The following is a 17,916-nucleotide window of genomic DNA, read 5'->3' as shown; positions in this document are numbered from 1 at the left end:
GAGGACTGAATGGCGAGTACCAACGTAGCCCAATTTGCCACCGAACTGAAGATGCCTGCAGATTTGCTGCTGACGCAGCTGCGTTCTGCTGGCGTCGAGAAAAGTTCGGCGTCAGATCCATTGTCGAAAGATGATAAGGACAAGCTGCTGGAACACCTGCGCCGTACCCACGGCGCGGGCGAACAAACCGAGAAAAAGAAGATCACGCTGACCCGCAAGGAAACCACCGAGATCAAGCAGGCGGATGCCACCGGCAAGTCGCGCACCATCCAGGTTGAAGTACGCAAGAAGCGCACCTTCGTGCAGCGCGACGACCTGACCACCACGGCTGCCGCTGCGCCAGCAGCGCCTGCCGCGCCGGTGATCGACGCTGCCGAACAGGCGCGCCGTGAAGAAGACGCGCGCCGCCAGGCCGAGCTGATCGCCCGCCAGGAAGCGGAACTGAAGGAAAAGCAGGAGCGCCTGGCCAAGCTGGACGCCGAGAAGGAAGCCCAGGCCAAAGCCACCGCCGCCGCGGAAGCGGAAGCGAAGAAGGCTGCCGAAGCCGAGGCGAAGAAGGCTGCTGCCGAAAAGGCCGCTGCCGAGAAAGCCGGCGCCGATGCCGCCGCCACCGCTGCTGCCGACAAGAAGCGTGCTGCCGACGCGGAAGAAGCGAAGAAGAAGGCCGATGCCGCCGCCAAGGAAGCCGCCGAACGCGCGGAAGCCACCGAGCGTGCGCGCAAGGCCGTGGCCGACGAAGTGGCCCAGATCAAAGCCATGATGAACGCGCCGCGCCGCGTGGTGAAGGCGCCCGAGCCGGCACCTGCCGCGGTGAAGCCGAAGACGGCCGAAGGCACGTTGCACAAGCCTGCGGACAAGAAGCCTGCCGCCGGCGCTGCCACCGCAGCCAAGGACGACAAGAAGCCAGGCGACAAGAAGTCCATCAAGTCGGCCAATGTATCCTCGACCTGGTCGGACGACGCCAAGAAGCGCGGCGCCCCGGGCGGCGGCATGAAAGGCCGCGGCAATGCCGCACCGACCGGCCGCGACGGCTGGCGCAGCGGAGGCAAGGGCCGCCGCAACTCGCACCACGAGGAACGCGAATCGAACTTCCAGGCGCCGACCGAAGCCATCGTCAAGGAAGTGCACGTGCCGGAGACCATCACGGTCGCCGAGCTGGCGCACAAGATGTCGGTCAAGGCTTCCGAAGTCATTAAACAGCTGATGAAGCTGGGCCAGATGTGCACCATCAACCAGGTGCTGGACCAGGAAACCGCGATGATCGTGGTGGAAGAGATGGGCCACAAGGCCTTCGCTGCCGCCGAGGACGATCCGGAAGCGCTGCTGGCGGACCAGGGTGAGCACGCCCACTTCGAGTCCACCCCGCGTGCGCCGGTGGTGACTGTGATGGGCCACGTCGACCACGGCAAGACCTCGCTGCTGGACTACATCCGCCGCGCCAAAGTGGCGTCGGGCGAAGCCGGCGGCATTACGCAGCACATTGGCGCCTACCACGTGGATACCCCGCGCGGCATGATCACCTTCCTGGATACGCCGGGCCACGAAGCCTTCACGGCAATGCGTGCCCGCGGTGCGAAAGCAACCGACATCGTGATCCTGGTGGTGGCGGCCGACGACGGCGTGATGCCGCAGACGAAGGAAGCAATCGCCCACGCGAAAGCCGCCGGCGTGCCGCTGGTGGTGGCGATCAACAAGATCGACAAACCGGGCGGCAATGTGGACCGCGTGACGCAGGAGCTGGTGGCCGAAGGCGTGGTGCCGGAAGAATACGGTGGCGATTCGCCATTCGTGCCGGTGTCCGCGAAGACCGGCGAGGGCATCGACGCCCTGCTGGAAAACGTGCTGCTGCAAGCCGAAGTGCTGGAACTGAAAGCGCCGGTGGAAGCGCCTGCGCGCGGCCTGGTGGTGGAAGCCCGCCTGGACAAGGGCCGCGGCCCGGTCGCAACGATCCTGGTGCAGTCGGGTACCCTGAAGCGCGGCGACGTCGTGCTGGCAGGTTCCTCGTATGGCCGTGTGCGTGCAATGCTGGACGAGAACGGCAAGGCGATTTCGGAAGCGGGTCCATCGATCCCGGTCGAGATCCAGGGCCTGACCGAAGTGCCGGCAGCCGGCGAAGAAGCCATGGTGATGGCGGACGAGCGCAAGGCGCGCGAGATCGGCCTGTTCCGTCAAGGTAAGTTCCGCGACGTGAAACTGGCGAAGCAGCAGGCCGCCAAGCTGGAGAACATGTTCGACCAGATGGCCGAAGGCGAAGTGAAGAACCTGCCGCTGATCGTCAAGACCGACGTGCAGGGTTCGCAGGAAGCGCTGGTTGGCTCGCTGCAGAAGCTGTCGACCTCCGAAGTGCGTGTGCAGATCGTGCACGCTGCGGTGGGCGGCATCTCCGAATCGGACGTCAACCTGGCGGTCGCATCGAAGGCGGTCATCATCGGCTTCAACGCCCGCGCCGATGCACAGGCGCGCAAGCTGGCCGAAGCCAACGGCGTGGACATCCGCTACTACAACATCATCTACGACGCGATCGAAGAGGTGAAGGCGGCGATGTCGGGCATGCTGGCGCCGGAGAAGCGCGAAACCGTCACCGGCCAGGTCGAGATTCGCCAGGTCATCCTGGTGTCCAAGGTCGGCGCGATTGCGGGCTGCCTGGTCACGGATGGTGTGGTCAAGCGTTCGTCCTCGGTACGCCTGCTGCGCAACAATATCGTGGTGTGGACCGGCGAGATCGACTCGCTCAAACGCTTCAAGGACGACGCGAAAGAAGTGCGCGCCGGCCTGGAGTGCGGCCTCTCGCTGAAGAACTACAACGAGATCGAAGTCGGCGATACGCTGGAAGTCTTCGAAGTGCAGGAAATCGCCCGTACGCTGTAACAGCGTCTGGAGCACCGTGGCGGGCGCCGTCCGTCTTGCGCGAAAGCGCGGGGCAGGGCGGCGCCCGCCACCATTTTTATCGGTAATACACCATGGCCAAACATAGCAAAACCATCCCGGCACGCGGCCTGCGCGTGGCGGACCAGATCCAGAAAGACCTGTCCGAGCTGATCGTGTTCGAGCTGAAGGACCCGCGCGTGGGCATGATCACGCTGGCCGAGGTGCAGCTGACGCCGGACTACGCCCACGCCAAGATCTACTTCACGATGCTGAAGGATGACCCGGAATCGGTGAAGAACACGCTGGCCGGCCTGAACGCGGCCTCCGGCTACCTGCGCAACCAGCTGGGCAAGCGCCTGCATATCCACACTCTGCCGCAGCTGCACTTCGTGCACGACACGTCGGCCTCGCGCGGCATGGCGATGTCGGCCCTGATCGACAAGGCCAACGCAACGCGCGCTGCCGACGCGGACAGCGAAGAAGAATGACGCAGGCGAAAGTGAAGCGCGTCCGCGATCTCGTAGACGGCGTGCTGCTGCTCGACAAGCCTGTGGGCCTGTCGTCCAACGATGCCCTGATCAAGTCCAAGCGCGTGCTGAACGCGAAGAAGGCCGGTCACACCGGCACCCTCGATCCCTTCGCCACCGGCTTGCTGCCGCTGTGCTTCGGCGAAGCCACCAAGTTCTCGCAGGACCTGCTGGAAGCGGACAAGACCTACCTCACCACCGTGCACCTCGGCCAGAAGACCGATACCGGCGATACCGAAGGCGAAGTCATCGAAACGCGCGAGGTTAATGTCACGCTGGACCAGATCAACGCCGTGCTGGCGCGCTTCCGCGGCCCGATCGCGCAGGTGCCGCCGATGTACTCCGCGCTGAAGCGCGACGGCAAGCCGCTGTACGCTTACGCGCGCGAAGGCATCGTGCTGGAGCGCGAGGCGCGCAATGTGGTGATCCACAAGCTGGAACTGCTGTCGTATGAAGCGCCTTTCCTCAAGCTGGAAGTCACCTGCAGCAAGGGTACTTATATCCGGGTGCTGGGCGAGGACATCGGCGCGGCGCTGGGCTGCGGCGCCCACCTGAACGCGCTGCGCCGCATCGGCGTGGGTGCGCTGAAAGCCGAGCACATGATCACGCTGGACGAGCTGAGCGCCCACGCCGCGCCGCTGTCGCTGCTGGCGCCGGTGGACGCGCTGCTGTCGTCCTTCCCCTCGGTGGAACTGACGCCCGAGCTGGCGAAACGCTTCCTGCAAGGCCAGCGCTTGCCGCTCGGTAAGGAGCCCGCCGTCGCCGTACCGGCAGTACAAGGCCGCGTCCGCGTCTATGCCGAAGGCCGCCTGCTCGGTACCGCCCAGCTGCAGGAGTTCTCCATCCTCGCCCCCGAACGCCTGATCGCTGCCGCGTAGCCCCGTGCTCAGTAGGCGAAGATGTCGTCCAGCGTATCCGCATCCAGGGTACGGAGATTCCAAACCAGCAGTTCGTCGGATGCAGCGCAGGCGATACGCTTCCGCGTCTCGGCGGGCAACGGTCCGAAACGGGCGTAAAGCAGGGCTTCAAGTATTTCGCGGCGCGCCGCGATCAAACCCTCCTGCAAACCTTCGTGGCGGCCTTCCACCAGGCCCTCGTGTCGCCCTTCGGCATGCCCGCGTTCCCAGCCGTGGCGCTGCCATGAATCCATGTAAGGCATCTTCTTCACTCCTTCCAGAAACAGAATCTGATCCTCAAACGAGCGCTGCAGCTCCTCTGGCAGCGCCATCATCCAGTCGAGCACGCGCATTGTGGTAATGACGCGTTGAGCGCACCAGTGCTTCTCGTACAGCAAACTCGCGAGTATGAGTTTCACGTCGGCGCGTTGTGTCAACTGATGACTCGTTGCCCGCGTCATCAAATGGGCTGCCGTAACAAGCGCGAACATGTTTTCACTTCGTAACAGCTCTGTCATGCGGCCCTGATAATCTAGTAGCTTCACTACTGGAAAGCTTAGACATAGCCTGCAGTCGAAAAGTTCATACCGAAATTCGCAGGGCCGCCAGCCTGTGCTGGCATCGGCCAGCACCACCAGGCTGGAAATAGGGCAGCGGTAGCGGTCATACAGGCGGTAGTGATAGGTGAACAGGCGCTCGGCAAAATCGCGCTCGCGCTGTCCTTGCACCTCGATGTGGATATAGACCAGCCGGGGCGAGCGGTCCAGAGTGGCAACGCGGACCAGCTTGTCCAGCCGGCGGCGGCCGACGCGGGCGGCGCGGCTCAGCTGCGCCAGTTCCTGGTCAAGGAAAACCGGCGTGCTTTGCCAGTCGATGGCCGCGTGCGCAGCAGGGAAAAAGAAGGCGAGGAAATCGCCGAAGCATTCGGTAATTGCCGTCTTCCATGGGCTGTCGTAGTTGTCCATCCTGGGTTGGACAACACGCGGCTGGCTTGGTGGCGGCGCGCAGGCAAACAACTGATCTATATCAAAAGCCGGACGGCGATGGTTGGGTGCAGCGCAGCATGCTATAATAGTGGGTTCAGTGCAGCCGCACTCACAGTTTTTCTGTAAATACACTAATCATGTCTAATTCCAAACGCGCAATTCGTAACATCGCCATCATCGCTCACGTTGACCATGGCAAGACCACCCTCGTGGACCAGCTGCTGCGCCAGTCGGGTACTTTCCGTGAAAACCAGCAGGTCGATACCCGTGTCATGGACTCGAACGACCTCGAAAAAGAGCGCGGCATTACGATTCTGTCGAAGAATTGCGCCGTTGAATACGAAGGCACCCACATCAACATCGTCGACACTCCGGGCCACGCCGACTTCGGCGGCGAGGTGGAGCGCGTGCTGTCGATGGTGGACTCGGTGCTGCTGCTGGTCGATGCCCAGGAAGGCCCGATGCCGCAGACCCGTTTCGTGACCCGCAAGGCGCTGGCCCTGGGCCTGAAGCCTATCGTCGTCGTGAACAAGATCGACCGTCCTGGCGCGCGCGCCGACTGGGCCATCAACCAGACCTTCGAACTGTTCGACAAGCTGGGCGCCAACGACGAACAGCTGGACTTCCCTATCATCTACGCATCGGGCCTGAACGGCTATGCCGGCCTGGATGAATCCGTGCGCGGCGGCGACATGAAGCCGCTGTTCGAAGCGATCCTGAAATACGTGCCGGTGCGCGACGACAATCCGGACGGCCCGCTGCAGATGCAAATCACCTCGCTGGACTACTCCTCCTACGTGGGCAAGATCGGCATCGGCCGCATCTCCCGTGGCCGCGTGAAAGCGGGCCAGGACGTGGTGGTGGTGGACGGTCCGGGCGCGACCCCGATCAAGGGCCGCATCAACCAGGTGCTGAACTTCAAGGGCCTGGAGCGCGTGCTGGTCGATGAAGCCGTCGCCGGCGACATCGTGCTGATCAACGGTATCGAAGAAATCGGTATCGGCTCCACCATCTGCGCACCGGACAATATCGATCCGCTGCCGATGCTGACCGTCGATGAACCAACGCTGACCATGAACTTCATGGTCAACACCTCGCCGCTGGCTGGCCGCGAAGGCAAGTTCGTGACCTCGCGCCAGCTGCGCGACCGCCTGGACAAGGAACTGAAATCGAACGTGGCGCTGCGCGTTGCGCCGACAGACGACGACACCATCTTCGAAGTGTCGGGCCGCGGCGAGCTGCACCTGACCATCCTGCTGGAAAACATGCGCCGCGAAGGTTTCGAGCTGGCCGTGTCGCGTCCGCGCGTGGTGTTCAAGATGGTTGATGGCGTGCGCCACGAGCCGTATGAAATGCTGTCGGTTGACGTGGAAGAAGCCAACCAGGGCGGCGTGATGGAAGAACTGGGCCGCCGCCGTGGCGACCTGCAGAACATGGAATCGGACGGCAAGGGCCGCGTGCGCCTTGAGTACCGTATTCCTGCCCGTGGCCTGATCGGCTTCCAGGGCGAGTTCATGACCCTGACCCGCGGCACCGGCCTGATGTCGCACGTGTTCGATGCTTACGCACCGGTCGACAACAGCAAGGGCGAACTGGCCGGCCGCCACAACGGCGTGCTGATCTCCCAGGACGACGGCCAGGCCGTTGCCTACGCACTGTGGAAGCTGCAGGACCGCGGCCGCATGTTCGTGTCGCACAACGACCCGGTGTACGAAGGCATGATCATCGGCATCCACTCGCGCGACAATGACCTGGTGGTGAACCCGATCAAGGGCAAGCAGCTGACCAACGTGCGCGCCTCCGGCACCGACGAAGCCGTGCGCCTGGTGACGCCGATCCAGATGTCGCTGGAATACGCAGTGGAATTCATCGAGGACGACGAACTGGTGGAGATCACGCCGAAGTCGATCCGCCTGCGCAAGCGCTTCCTGAAAGAGCACGAGCGCAAGAAGGCCTCCCGCGAAAGCGCATAAGCCGCTCTCCGCAGCTCAAAAAAACCGCCGCCTCCGCAAGGACCGGCGGTTTTTTGTTACAGTAGGCTCATCAAGGCACAGGAGAGCACCATGACCGACCCGCTGCAGCTGGCAAGGCAGGCCACCGAATACTGGATCGACGCCTGGCAGCGTTCCATCCTCATGCTGGACGTGCAGCGGCAGCGCGGCAACGAGAGCAATGAACGTGCGGCCGAGACGGCGCCGCATGTACTGAGCTTCCAGTTCGAGCTGCTGGTGGACGGCAGTACCCTGCCGCGCCCCGTCAACTACGGCCTGCTGCGTATCGTGCCGCCGGACGGCGTGGAAATCGATCCGGACAAGCGGCCCTTCATCGTGTTCGATCCGCGCGCAGGGCACGGTCCCGGCATCGGCGGCATGAAGCAGGACAGCGAAATCGGCGTAGTATTGAAAGCGGGCCATCCCTGCTATTTCGTCGGCTTCCTGCCGCAGCCCGAGCCCACGCAGACGATTGAGGATGTGTGCCGCGCCGAGGCGCATTTCATCGAGCTGGTGGCCTCGCTGCATCCCGATGCGGAAGGCAAGCCTGCGCTGATCGGCAATTGCCAGGCCGGCTGGCAGATCATGATGACGGCGGCGCTGCGCCCGGACATCGTGGGACCGCTGATGCTGGCCGGTGCGCCGCTGTCCTACTGGGGCGGAGTGCGCGGCGGCAGTCCGCTGCGCTACCTGGGCGGCCTGCTGGGCGGCACCTGGCTTACCGCCCTGTCGGGCGATCTTGGCAACGGCAAGTTCGACGGCGCCCACCTCGTCAACAACTTCGAGATGATGAATCCTTCCAACACCTGGTGGAAGAAGGACTACCACGTCTATGCGAACGTGGACACGGAGGCGCAGCGCTTCCTCGATTTCGAAAAGTGGTGGGGCACGCCGGTGCTGCTGAATGCCCACGAAATGCAGTACATCGCGGACAATCTCTTCGTCGGCAACCGCCTCAGTAACGGCACCCTGCACGACAGCGAAGGCCGCCGCATCGACCTGCGCAATATCAGCTCGCCCATTATCGTGTTCTGCTCCTGGGGCGATGACATCACGCCGCCGCAGCAGGCGCTGGGCTGGGTGCTCGACCTGTACGAAGACGATGCGGCCATGGTGGCGGCAGGGCAGACCGTCATCTACTCCCTGCACCAGAGCATTGGCCACCTTGGCATCTTCGTGTCGGCTTCGGTAGCGAACAAGGAGCACAGCGAGTTTGCGCGTTCGATGGACCTGATCGACCTGCTGCCGCCGGGCTTGTACGAAGCTGTCTTTGTGCAGAAGGATGCCGGTACCGCGAATGCGGAGCTGGCGGCGGGCGACTATGTGGTGCGTTTCGAGCGCCGCTTCCTCGACGACCTGCGCGCGCTGGGCGGCAACGACGAAGCCGATGAGCGCCGCTTCGCCACGGTGGCGCGGCTGTCCGAAATCAATCTCGGCCTGTACCGCACCTTCGTCAGCCCGCTGGTGAAAGCGGCGGTGAGCGAACCGGTGGCGCAGGCGCTGCGCGACCTGCACCCCTACCGCCTGCGCTATGGCCTGCTGTCGGACAGGAATCCCTTAATGGCGGGCGTGGCGGCGCTGGCGGAACAGGTGCGCGCGCAACGCAAGCCCGCAGGCGAAGACAATGTTTTCCTCAAGCTGCAGGAGGCCATGGCTGCGCAGATCGTCGCCACGCTGGACCAGTACAAGGCTGTGCGCGACCAGTTTGAAGAAGCATTCTTCCTGTCCGCCTATGGCCAGCCCTTGCTGCAGGCCCTGGTCGGTCTTGGCAACGAGGCCTCAGGCAAGGCGCGCCAGCGCATCGGCCGCGACCTGGCGCGCGAATCCGTGCTGGCGGCGCAGCGCACCGAGGCGGCGAAGCGCCTGCATGCGGGCGGTGAAAGGGAAGCGGTGCTGCGCGCCATTCTCTACATCGCGCGCAGCCCGGAACTGCGGGTGGCGGACGAACGTGCCTTCGCCACGCTGCGCGAACTGCGCCAGCGCCTGCCCGCAAAGGAGCGCTTGCCGCTGGCGCGTTTCAAGGAGATTGTGCAGGAACAGAACATGATCCTGCAGCTGGATGAGGAGAAGGCGATGGAAGCTTTGCCTTCGCTGCTGCCGGCGGACAGCGAGGCGCGCAGCAGGGGGCTGGCAGGCGTTCACCAGATCATGACTGCGGCAGGACCGCTGCACGGCGAGGCCGCGCAGCGCATGAGGAGGGTGGCCGCGCTGTTCGGCGCAGCGCCGTAGCGGCGCAGCGCTTCCGGCGAATCAGGAGCCGAAGCCGCCGCCGCCCGGGCCCATGCCGCCAGGTCCCATTCCCCCCGGGCCCATTCCCGGCCCCATCCCCGGGCCCATCCCCGGGCCGCCGGGGCCACGCTGGCGCATCTGGCTGCCGTTCTGCGGCAGGCCGCCGAATCGGTATTGCAGGCCGATGTAGGCCACGCGGCCGTCAAAGCGGCGGGTCGACGTTTCGCGCAGGGCGAAGGTATCGGTGACGGTGCGGATCCTGTTCTGGTCGAAGATGTCGGTAACGGTCAGCACCGCCGCCAGCTGGTTGTTGAAGGCGTGGCGCAGCGTCAGGTTCACGGTGGTATTCGGCTCGCGGTAGCCCTGGCCGGTCAGCGTTTTGCCCTGTGTCTGCACGGCTGCCTGCACCATATCGCTTGGCGTGGCCTGCCAGTTCAGGCGCAGGCGGCCGGTCAGCGTGGAGGCATTGCGTTTGCTCTGCGAGCCATCCATCTCAAGCACCGTCTGTTCGCTGCGCGCCACATTGCCGCTGGCGTTCAGCGTGAGCGTCGGCATCAGCTTGCCGGTCAGCGAAAACTCCATGCCGCCGGAAGTCGTGCTGCCGGCGTTGTCGCGCGTGGTCAGCAGCACGGTATCGCTGATGAAGTACTTGCGGTCGAGGATGGAGTCGGTCTCCTTGCGGTAGTAGCCGCGCAGGTTCGCTTCCAGGCCGAACAGGCGGCTCTCGTAACCCAGTTCGAAGGAATCCGTTTGCGCAGGCTTGAGCTTCGGATTACCCGACGAAACGTTCAGCTCATCGCGGTACAGCACCACGGGATTCAGGTCGGCTGCGTTGGGCCGGCGCAGGCGGTGCGCGTAAGCGAAGCGCAGCTGGGTGTCGTCGCTGTATTTGTAGGTGGCGAAGAAGCTGGGAATCAGGTTGGTGTAGCTGTTCGATGCGCTGACTTTGGCGGTCAGCTGGTCGATGTCCATCTCGGTGTGCTCGGCGCGCAGGCCACCCAGCACGCCCCATTTCTCGTTGAGGCGCATCTGGTAGGAGCCATAGACCGCCGTCACCACTTCCTTCAGCTCGAACTGGTTGCTGCGCAGCGCGTTCGGCGTGCCCACCTGCGTCACGGGATCGATATTGGTGTATTCGTTCGACGTGTCGTTCTCGTTCTGCGCAATCTTGTAGCCCAGCTTGATGATGCCCCTGGCGGTCGGCAGCTCGTAGTCGCCGCTGTAGTCGATGATGCGGGTCAGGTTGTCGCTCTGCTGCGCGCTGTCCAGGTTCACGCCGGTGGGCGGGCGCACCGCGTAAACATTGCGATAGGCGCTGTCGGCATTCACGTCGGCGGACGACATGCGCAGGTCCATCTTGAAGATTTCGCCGTTCGTGTCGCCCTTGTGGTCCCAGCGCGCATTCCACGACCAGGTCTTGCCATCGCCTTCGCGGCGCGTGCTGCGGGTGTAGTCGCTGGTTACGTCCTGCGCTTCGTTGAGCGACAGGTAGCGGTCGCTGCCATGTGCATCGTTGCTGCGCTTGGAATACGTGAGCTGCGCGCCCAGGGTGTCCTTGTCGCCCAGGTTATAGGTCACGCCCGCATTCATGGCGGCGTTGTCGTTCAGGCCCGAGGAGGAGGAAGTCTGGGTGTTGTGCGAGAGGGCGCCGGTGCGCTGGTCCACGCGGTCGCGGATTGCGTCGCCCACCGAGTTGCGGCCGTCGTGGCGCACATTGACGCCGCCCTGGAAGCCCCACAGGCCTTCGTTATAGGAGCCGGACAGCGCGCTGTTATAGCGCCCTTCGGTGCCCACGTTCGCGTTCACCACGCCAAAGCCGCCCGGACGGCGCGAGCGACGCATCACCAGGTTGATGATCGGGCCGCCGCCGCCTTCGTTGCCGAACTGGGCGCCGGGATTGTTGATCACCTCCACCGACTCCAGGTCTTCCGCCGGAATCGACTGCAGGGCAGGGCCGCGGTTATCGCCCTGCATCATGGCCGAGGGCTTGCCGTCCACATAGACCTGCACATTGCTGCTGCCGCGCAGCGTCAGCGAGCCGTCGGGATCGACGTTCACGGACGGCACATTGTTCAGCGCATCGGCGGCGGAGTTGTTGCTGGCCGCGGCATCGGACTTCACATCGTAGACCTGGCGGTCGATGCGGTTGGTGGGCCGTTCAGCGGAGACGGTCACGCTCGGCGTCGTACCGGCCGGCGGCTCGGCGGTGACGGGAGGCGTTGCAGTCGGCGTTGCTGGCGGTTTGGCTGGCTGGGCTGGTGGAACGGGTGTAGTCTGGGCGAAGGCGGCGCCGGCACACAGCAGGAGCGCGCCGGCGCCGGAGCGGGGCGAGATTGTCGGTTTCATATCGACGACGATTGTAGCCGACGGCTCGTGAGCAAATATGTCCGTTGTGTAACAGCGTTGTAAAGACAGGTAAATGCGATGCCGGTATAATGTCCGGTCCTTCTTTCGATTCATAGCCAGCATGACCGACACCGCTACGACTACCGCGCCACGCGGCCGCCGCCTCAGCGTGGCGCCCATGATGGACTGGACCGACCGCCATTGCCGCGTATTCCACCGCCATATCAGCAAGCACACCTGGCTGTACACGGAGATGGTGACGACGGGCGCGCTGGTGTACGGCGATGTTGAGCGCCACCTGCGCTTCAATGAGGAAGAGCACCCGGTCGCCCTGCAGCTGGGCGGCAGCGACCCGCACGACCTGGCCGTCAGCGCGAAGCTGGGCGAAAAATGGGGCTATGACGAGATCAACCTGAATTGCGGCTGCCCTTCGGAGCGCGTGCAGAAGGGCGCGTTCGGCGCCTGCCTGATGGCCGAGCCGGAGCTGGTGCGCGACTGCGTGAAGGCCATGCGCGACGCGGTGAGCATCGATGTCACGGTCAAGCACCGCATCGGCATCGACCAGAGCGAGAGCTACGATTTCGTGCGCGACTTTGTGGGCACGGTGGCCGAAGGCGGCTGCACGACTTTCATCGTGCATGCCAGGAATGCGATCCTGAAAGGGCTGTCGCCGAAAGAGAACCGCGAGATCCCGCCGCTCAAATATGAGTACGCCTACCAGCTCAAGCGCGACTTCCCGCAGTTCGAAATCCTGATCAACGGCGGCATCAAGACCGAAGCCGAGATCGACGAGCACCTGCGCCATGTGGATGGCGTGATGCTGGGCCGCGAGGCCTACCACAACCCCTACCTGATGGCCGGTTTCGACCAGCGCTATTACGGCAGCACCGACCCTGTCAAATCCCGCCTTGAAGTGCTGGAGGCGATGATTCCCTACATCGCTGCCCAGCTGGCGAAAGAGGGCGGACGCGGCCTCAAACTCAATTCCATCACCCGCCATATGCTGGGCCTGATGCAGGGCCTGCCCGGCGCCAAGTCCTTCCGCCAGACCCTGTCCGACAGCAAGCGGCTTGCATCCGGTAACCCGGAATTGCTTCGGGAAGCACTGCAGCGCACCCCTCATTTGTCTTGAATTTGCCTGTTTCACAATGCATTTGTAGGCATTGTGGCGAATTCCCCATACAAAGTAAGTTTGCGTAGAATTTAGGCAGAATTTGCTTGCCGTGTGGCAATGAAGCCATCTATAATTTCAGAAAATACACAGATAATCACAGTTTGCAACTGTGAAACAGGGACGAAAAACGACAGCTTATCGCCGTTTCGTCTCCATTTTTTGCATTCGCAGTCATTGTTTGCTACTGTCAGGTCTTGCGTAGCAGCAAGGAACAGTGGATGTGGTCAACATGCAAATTGATTGCATTCCTGGGCAATCTTTAACAATCGTCACTTACGAAGAGCCGAAATGAATTTAAGCAAAATGAAGGTTGGGACGCGTCTGGGTCTCGGGTTTGCGCTGGTGCTGGTTTTCCTGATCGCTGTTACCAGCGTGGGTATCCTGCGGATGGGGCAGATCCAGGACCGCCTGGATCATGTGGTTTCATTCAATAATGTGGTGAACCGCCTCGTCGTCGACATGCGCAACAATGTGTCCGACCGCATCACTTCGCTTCGTATTCTGACGCTCATGGCCGATGCCTCCGATATGGAGCCGGAAATGAACAAGATCAAGGACCAGGCTGCGAAATACCAGGATTCGCTGAAGAAGCTGGAAGTCAAATTTGCGGCGGAAGGCACGCCGGAAGAAAAAGCGCTGCTGGCGCAGATCAAGGAGCATGAAGGCGTGGCCATGCCGGCCATCGCCAAGGCTTCCGAAATGTGGCTGGCCAATAATGCGGTCGAAGCGACCAAGGTGCTGATCAAGGAAATCCGTCCTGCGCAGAAGAAGTGGATGGAAGCGCTGGACCAGCTGGGCAAGCTGGAAGAGAAGCTGAACGCCCAGGTGCAGGTGGATGCGGCCAACGGCTACGAGAACGCCCGTAACTTCATGATCGCCATGGGCCTGCTGGCCGTGCTGATCTCGCTGGCTGCCGCGTATGTGATTACCCGCGGCCTGCTGAAGCAGCTGGGCGGCGAACCAGACTACACCGCCTCCATCGCCGGCTCCATCGCCAACGGCGACCTGTCGATCTCGATCGACACCGCCGCCAACGACAAGGACAGCCTGCTCGTGGAAATGAAGGAAATGCGCAACAGCCTGGTGGGCATCGTGGGCCAGGTGCGCGTGGGTACCGAAACCATCGGCACCGCATCGCGTGAAATCGCCGCCGGCAATATCGACCTGTCGTCCCGTACCGAAATGCAGGCCTCCTCGCTGGAGAAGACCGCGTCGGCGATGGAAGAGCTGACCTCCACCGTGAAGCAGAACGCGGACAATGCCCGCGAAGCCAACGAGCTGGCCGCCAATGCATCGGAAGTGGCGCGCAAGGGCGGCGCCGTGGTGTCGCAGGTGGTTGACACCATGAGCTCGATCAACGAGTCCTCGCGCAAGATCGTGGACATCATCTCCGTGATCGACGGCATCGCCTTCCAGACCAACATCCTGGCGCTGAACGCCGCGGTGGAAGCAGCCCGCGCCGGCGAGCAGGGCCGCGGCTTCGCCGTGGTGGCCGCCGAGGTGCGTAACCTGGCCCAGCGTTCCGCTGGCGCCGCAAAAGAAATCAAGGCCCTGATCGACGACTCCGTGGAGAAAGTCGGCGCCGGCACCAAGCTGGTGGGCCAGGCCGGTGTGACGATGGACGAAGTGGTGTCCTCGGTGCGCCGCGTGACCGACATCATGGGCGAAATCGCCAACGCCTCGCAGGAGCAGAGCGCCGGTATCGAACAGGTGAACCTGTCGATCATCGAGATGGACAGCATGACCCAGCAGAACGCCGCGCTGGTGGAACAAGCCGCCGCCGCCGCGCAGAGCCTGCAGGACCAGGCCGGCGAACTGGCCCGCGTGGTCAGCATCTTCAAGCTGGAAGCCGGTGAAGAGCGCGCCGTGGCTGCCGCTGCCGCGCAGCAGGCTGCCCAGCAGACCGCCGTGGTGAAGCCGATCGCTGCCCGCCCGGCCGCCAAGAAAGCCATCGTGCCGGCGCCTGCCGCACCGAAGCCCAAGAAAATCGCAACGGCCACCGCCGGCGCCGATGAATGGGAAGAGTTTTAAGCAGTATCAGTAGTAGTTTCAAGCAGCACTTCCGCCGCGCCTGGGGTAGGCGCGGTAGCAACATGTTCTTAATAATTAGATTTTTGGAAAAGCAAATGAATAAGCGTCTGATCGGTTTTATCGCAGCATCCCTCGTTTCCTCCGCCGCCTTCGCGTCGGAAGTGCCAGCCACCTTCGATGCGAAGAAGTGCAAGGCAGAGTATCCGAAAGCTTCCCTGCTGAATGAAGAGCAGGGCGCTGTCACCATGTCCTTCCTGGTCTCCGCTGCTGGCGACGTGATGGACTCGAAAGTGGAAAAATCCAGCGGCTACAAAAACCTGGACAAGGCAGCCATCAAGGCCATCAGCGCCTGCAAGTTCAAGCCAGGTACCAAGGACGGCGCCGTAGCACAAACCTGGACCAAGGTTGACTACGTCTGGTCGCTGTAAAAACTGATTCAAATACACACTGGGGAAATCAGCATGTCCACGAATAAGCGTTGTTTGAGTGTTATGGCAGCAGTGCTCGCTCTGAGCGCACCAGCGGCATTCGCCGCCGAAGTTCCGGCCAGCTTCGATGCCAAAAACTGCAAGGCCGAATATCCGAAGGCATCCCTGATGAACGAAGAGCAGGGCACCGTGTCGATGTCCTTCCTGGTGTCCGCCGGCGGCGACGTGAAGGATTCCAAGATCGACAAGTCGAGCGGCTTCAAGAACCTGGACAAGGCAGCCATCAAGGCCATCAGCGCCTGCAAGTTCAAGCCTGGCACCAAGGACGGCGCAGCTGCCGAAACCTGGACCAAGGTGGACTACGCGTGGAAACTGGACTGATATGTCCCCAGCAAAAAAGCCGGCTCGCGTGAGCCGGTTTTTTTTCGTCCCCACATCTGCTAATCTGGCACGATGAAATACCTGCTCTGCCTGCCCGTACTGCTCTGCGGCTGCGCCCTGATGCGCGACGCGCACGATCCCGCCAAGGATAAGCAATACGTTTCCGTCATCAACGCGCTGACCTGGACCAATCCGGTCTCGGGCAAGCGGGACGGCGTGCGCACCAGCTGGCCCATCACGCAGCTGGCCGGCCACGAGGAGATTTTCCCGCTGGCGCAGATCAGCAAATGTCCGTCGTCCGATGCCAAATCCTGCGCCTGGGGCATCCTGAGCGCCTCGCGCAATATCACGCGCTACAGCTATATGGCAGGCGGCGTCACGCTGGACCTGGGCCTGGACGTGGATGTGCACCGCCGCCAGCAGGACCGGCGCCGCAATTTCCATACTTCGATGGCGATTCCTTCCGACGTGCCTGCGCTGAGCTACCAGAAGCTGGTCAAGCAGGCGGTGGCGCTCCCCTACGGCAAGGTCTACACCATTGAGCTCGACTACGGCATGCAGTTCGCCATCTGCGCGCTGCGCATGGATGAAAGCGGGCGTGCGCTGGATCGCTGCGATATCCCGTATATTTAAAGCGCGGCGAGGCATTTGCCTGGCGCGTACACCGGGAGCAGCGAGCATGGCGCAATCGAAATCGACGGGATCACAGAACAGGCAATCGGGCGACACTGAAATGGAATCGAAAGCTTCGCCTTCGAAAGCGAAGTCCGGCAAGGACGCCGCGAGCCACACCAAAGCCAGCACCGGCAAGGGCGCGGGCGGCGGCAAAAAACAGAAACGCAATCACTGATCCGTTTGCGGAAATTTCTCTGTTGTATGCGCCTGTAACGAGGTGTAAAACTGAGGCAGGGAAGCGCGAAATTCCCTATAGTTCTCTATTGGGAGGATTTTGCTATGAAGAAGAGCTTATTGCTATTGCCAGTCGCAGCGCTGGCGCTGGTGGGCTGTGCAAGCCAGCCGTATTACGCCCAGCCGTCGGATCCGTATGCATGGCGCACAGTCTCGGTGACGCCGCTGCCGGCAGGCACCATTGCCAGCTCGGGCTCGCGCGTGGAATATACAACTGAGGAATTGCCGCCTGCCCGCACCGTTACCTATGTGCCGCAGCCGGTCTATGTGCCTGCACCGGTATATGCACCGGCCCCTGCTTACTACTATCCGCCGGTATCGATCGGCTTTGATTTTATTTTTAGCAACCACCACCGCCACGGCTATCGTGGCTGGGGCCGCGGCCGCCGCTGATACTTAATGCAGCAGGAAGAAGTGGGCGGTGTTCATCGCATCGGTCGAGCACAGGAGATAAGTGGCCGTGCCGACCAGGCTGAGAAGGGCAGTGCTGAAAGTAAGAGGAATGTGCCGTAACATGATGGGCTCCTTGATGGACGCTTTTTGTATGGTTCCATCTTAAAGAAGCCTTAAGCCGCAGTCATCGGCAAAAGTTTCGCGAAATTGTAGGACTTTTACTCGTGGAAAGGGGCAAGTCGTCTGACTTGCCCTTTTTGCGTTATTTCTTGCCCCAGCTGATGGCGGGGCCATCCGGCGCCGTATCCAGCGCATTGGAAAGGGCCAGCCACTCGGTCAGCTTCTGCGGCTGGCGCACCATGATGCCATTGCCATCGATCACGCCGACCTGGTCCAGCAGCTTGGCGTCCATCTTCGCTTTCGACACGGTAGGCGCATTCGACACCATGCGGTCATAGGCCTTGCGCGCCTTGCTTTCCCACTTGTGCAGGCTGCTTTCGTCGAAGCGGTTCGATTCGAAGTAGACGGTCAGCGAGCCGTCCGGATTGCCGAAACCGACGATGCCCGCGCCCTTGCGAATGGTGGTCGAGGCTGCGAGGTCGAATTCGCTGTTGGGAACAAAGACCGCCGCCATGCCGTCCACATCCGGCCGGCCTATCGGGGTCTCTTTGCTGTAAGTCGTGATTTCGGGCTCGTAGGGCATGATGCTCGGGGAAAAAAATCGAGCTCTCATTTTATCGCTAAACCGATGCCTTGA

At 62.5% G+C, this 17,916-nt stretch carries 14 protein-coding genes; 11 read left to right on the top strand and 3 right to left on the bottom strand.

Annotated elements, in window-relative coordinates:
- Positions 1-9: 9 nt before the first annotated feature.
- The 3 genes from infB to truB all read left to right on the top strand — a co-directional run bounded on the left by infB (position 10) and on the right by truB (position 4,273).
- Complete coding sequence (infB, locus tag ACJRPG_RS21875) at positions 10-2,868, top strand: translation initiation factor IF-2 (RefSeq protein ID WP_408002217.1); 2,859 nt, start codon at positions 10-12, stop codon at positions 2,866-2,868.
- 92 nt (positions 2,869-2,960) lie between these two features.
- Positions 2,961-3,356 (top strand): 30S ribosome-binding factor RbfA, encoded by a 396-nt coding sequence (gene rbfA / locus ACJRPG_RS21870; RefSeq protein ID WP_408002216.1) that lies wholly within the window; start codon positions 2,961-2,963, stop codon positions 3,354-3,356.
- Positions 3,353-4,273, top strand: coding sequence for a tRNA pseudouridine(55) synthase TruB (gene truB, locus ACJRPG_RS21865; RefSeq protein WP_408002215.1), 921 nt, complete (start codon positions 3,353-3,355; stop codon positions 4,271-4,273). The genes rbfA and truB overlap by 4 nt, the downstream gene beginning before the upstream one ends.
- An 8-nt stretch (positions 4,274-4,281) precedes the next feature.
- On the opposite strand, the gene ACJRPG_RS21860 is transcribed toward truB, so the two are convergent.
- The gene (locus tag ACJRPG_RS21860; protein ID WP_408002214.1) at positions 4,282-5,256 is read right to left on the bottom strand and encodes an RpnC/YadD family protein; all 975 of its coding nucleotides are present in this window, start codon (positions 5,254-5,256) and stop codon (positions 4,282-4,284) included.
- A gap of 158 nt (positions 5,257-5,414) precedes the next feature.
- On the opposite strand from ACJRPG_RS21860, the gene typA reads away from it, so the two are divergent.
- Together typA and ACJRPG_RS21850 are read left to right on the top strand one after the other, a co-directional pair.
- Positions 5,415-7,250: a translational GTPase TypA gene (gene typA / locus ACJRPG_RS21855; protein ID WP_408002213.1), complete on the top strand. Its 1,836-nt coding sequence runs from the start codon at positions 5,415-5,417 to the stop codon at positions 7,248-7,250.
- Positions 7,251-7,340: 90 nt separating this feature from the next.
- Complete coding sequence (locus tag ACJRPG_RS21850) at positions 7,341-9,497, top strand: DUF3141 domain-containing protein (RefSeq protein WP_408002212.1); 2,157 nt, start codon at positions 7,341-7,343, stop codon at positions 9,495-9,497.
- Positions 9,498-9,518: 21 nt separating this feature from the next.
- Here the strand turns inward: ACJRPG_RS21850 and ACJRPG_RS21845 are convergent, their stop codons facing one another.
- Positions 9,519-11,843, bottom strand: coding sequence for a TonB-dependent receptor domain-containing protein (locus tag ACJRPG_RS21845; protein WP_408002211.1), 2,325 nt, complete (start codon positions 11,841-11,843; stop codon positions 9,519-9,521).
- Between the two features lie 121 nt (positions 11,844-11,964).
- On the opposite strand from ACJRPG_RS21845, the gene dusA reads away from it, so the two are divergent.
- From dusA to ACJRPG_RS21815, 6 genes are all read left to right on the top strand, one after another.
- Positions 11,965-12,975, top strand: coding sequence for a tRNA dihydrouridine(20/20a) synthase DusA (gene dusA / locus ACJRPG_RS21840; protein WP_408002210.1), 1,011 nt, complete (start codon positions 11,965-11,967; stop codon positions 12,973-12,975).
- 345 nt (positions 12,976-13,320) lie between these two features.
- Positions 13,321-15,048 carry a methyl-accepting chemotaxis protein gene (locus ACJRPG_RS21835; RefSeq protein WP_408002209.1) on the top strand — a complete coding sequence of 576 codons (1,728 nt, stop codon included), beginning with the start codon at positions 13,321-13,323 and terminating at the stop codon, positions 15,046-15,048.
- A 95-nt stretch (positions 15,049-15,143) separates the two neighbouring features.
- A complete protein-coding gene (locus ACJRPG_RS21830) occupies positions 15,144-15,476 on the top strand; it encodes an energy transducer TonB (protein ID WP_408002208.1) in 333 nt (110 codons plus the stop codon).
- 63 nt (positions 15,477-15,539) lie between these two features.
- Positions 15,540-15,857, top strand: coding sequence for an energy transducer TonB (locus ACJRPG_RS21825; protein ID WP_408002207.1), 318 nt, complete (start codon positions 15,540-15,542; stop codon positions 15,855-15,857).
- Positions 15,858-15,929: 72 nt separating this feature from the next.
- Positions 15,930-16,490, top strand: a complete 561-nt coding sequence (locus ACJRPG_RS21820) for a hypothetical protein (RefSeq protein WP_408002206.1) — start codon at positions 15,930-15,932, stop codon at positions 16,488-16,490.
- Positions 16,491-16,811: 321 nt separating this feature from the next.
- Entirely contained in the window at positions 16,812-17,159 is a 348-nt protein-coding gene (locus ACJRPG_RS21815) for a hypothetical protein (protein WP_408002205.1), read from the top strand.
- 262 nt (positions 17,160-17,421) lie between these two features.
- Here the strand turns inward: ACJRPG_RS21815 and ACJRPG_RS21810 are convergent, their stop codons facing one another.
- Entirely contained in the window at positions 17,422-17,862 is a 441-nt protein-coding gene (locus tag ACJRPG_RS21810; protein ID WP_408002204.1) for a hypothetical protein, read from the bottom strand.
- Between the last annotated feature and the right edge of the window lie 54 nt (positions 17,863-17,916).

It is taken from the genome of Pseudoduganella rhizocola (genome assembly GCF_045984285.3).
In the GTDB taxonomy this organism is placed as follows: domain Bacteria; phylum Pseudomonadota; class Gammaproteobacteria; order Burkholderiales; family Burkholderiaceae_D; genus Rugamonas.
This window is presented reverse-complemented; position numbering and strand designations above follow the sequence as displayed.

Coding starts and splice junctions, on each gene's coding strand:
- ACJRPG_RS21860 (WP_408002214.1), bottom strand. CDS start 5,256: ATGGACAACTACGACAGCCCATGGAAGACGGCAATTACCGAATGCTTC.
- dusA (WP_408002210.1), top strand. CDS start 11,965: ATGACCGACACCGCTACGACTACCGCGCCACGCGGCCGCCGCCTCAGC.
- ACJRPG_RS21830 (WP_408002208.1), top strand. CDS start 15,144: ATGAATAAGCGTCTGATCGGTTTTATCGCAGCATCCCTCGTTTCCTCC.
- ACJRPG_RS21810 (WP_408002204.1), bottom strand. CDS start 17,862: ATGCCCTACGAGCCCGAAATCACGACTTACAGCAAAGAGACCCCGATA.
- infB (WP_408002217.1), top strand. CDS start 10: ATGGCGAGTACCAACGTAGCCCAATTTGCCACCGAACTGAAGATGCCT.
- ACJRPG_RS21835 (WP_408002209.1), top strand. CDS start 13,321: ATGAAGGTTGGGACGCGTCTGGGTCTCGGGTTTGCGCTGGTGCTGGTT.
- ACJRPG_RS21845 (WP_408002211.1), bottom strand. CDS start 11,843: ATGAAACCGACAATCTCGCCCCGCTCCGGCGCCGGCGCGCTCCTGCTG.
- typA (WP_408002213.1), top strand. CDS start 5,415: ATGTCTAATTCCAAACGCGCAATTCGTAACATCGCCATCATCGCTCAC.
- rbfA (WP_408002216.1), top strand. CDS start 2,961: ATGGCCAAACATAGCAAAACCATCCCGGCACGCGGCCTGCGCGTGGCG.
- ACJRPG_RS21825 (WP_408002207.1), top strand. CDS start 15,540: ATGGCAGCAGTGCTCGCTCTGAGCGCACCAGCGGCATTCGCCGCCGAA.
- ACJRPG_RS21815 (WP_408002205.1), top strand. CDS start 16,812: ATGAAGAAGAGCTTATTGCTATTGCCAGTCGCAGCGCTGGCGCTGGTG.
- truB (WP_408002215.1), top strand. CDS start 3,353: ATGACGCAGGCGAAAGTGAAGCGCGTCCGCGATCTCGTAGACGGCGTG.
- ACJRPG_RS21850 (WP_408002212.1), top strand. CDS start 7,341: ATGACCGACCCGCTGCAGCTGGCAAGGCAGGCCACCGAATACTGGATC.
- ACJRPG_RS21820 (WP_408002206.1), top strand. CDS start 15,930: ATGAAATACCTGCTCTGCCTGCCCGTACTGCTCTGCGGCTGCGCCCTG.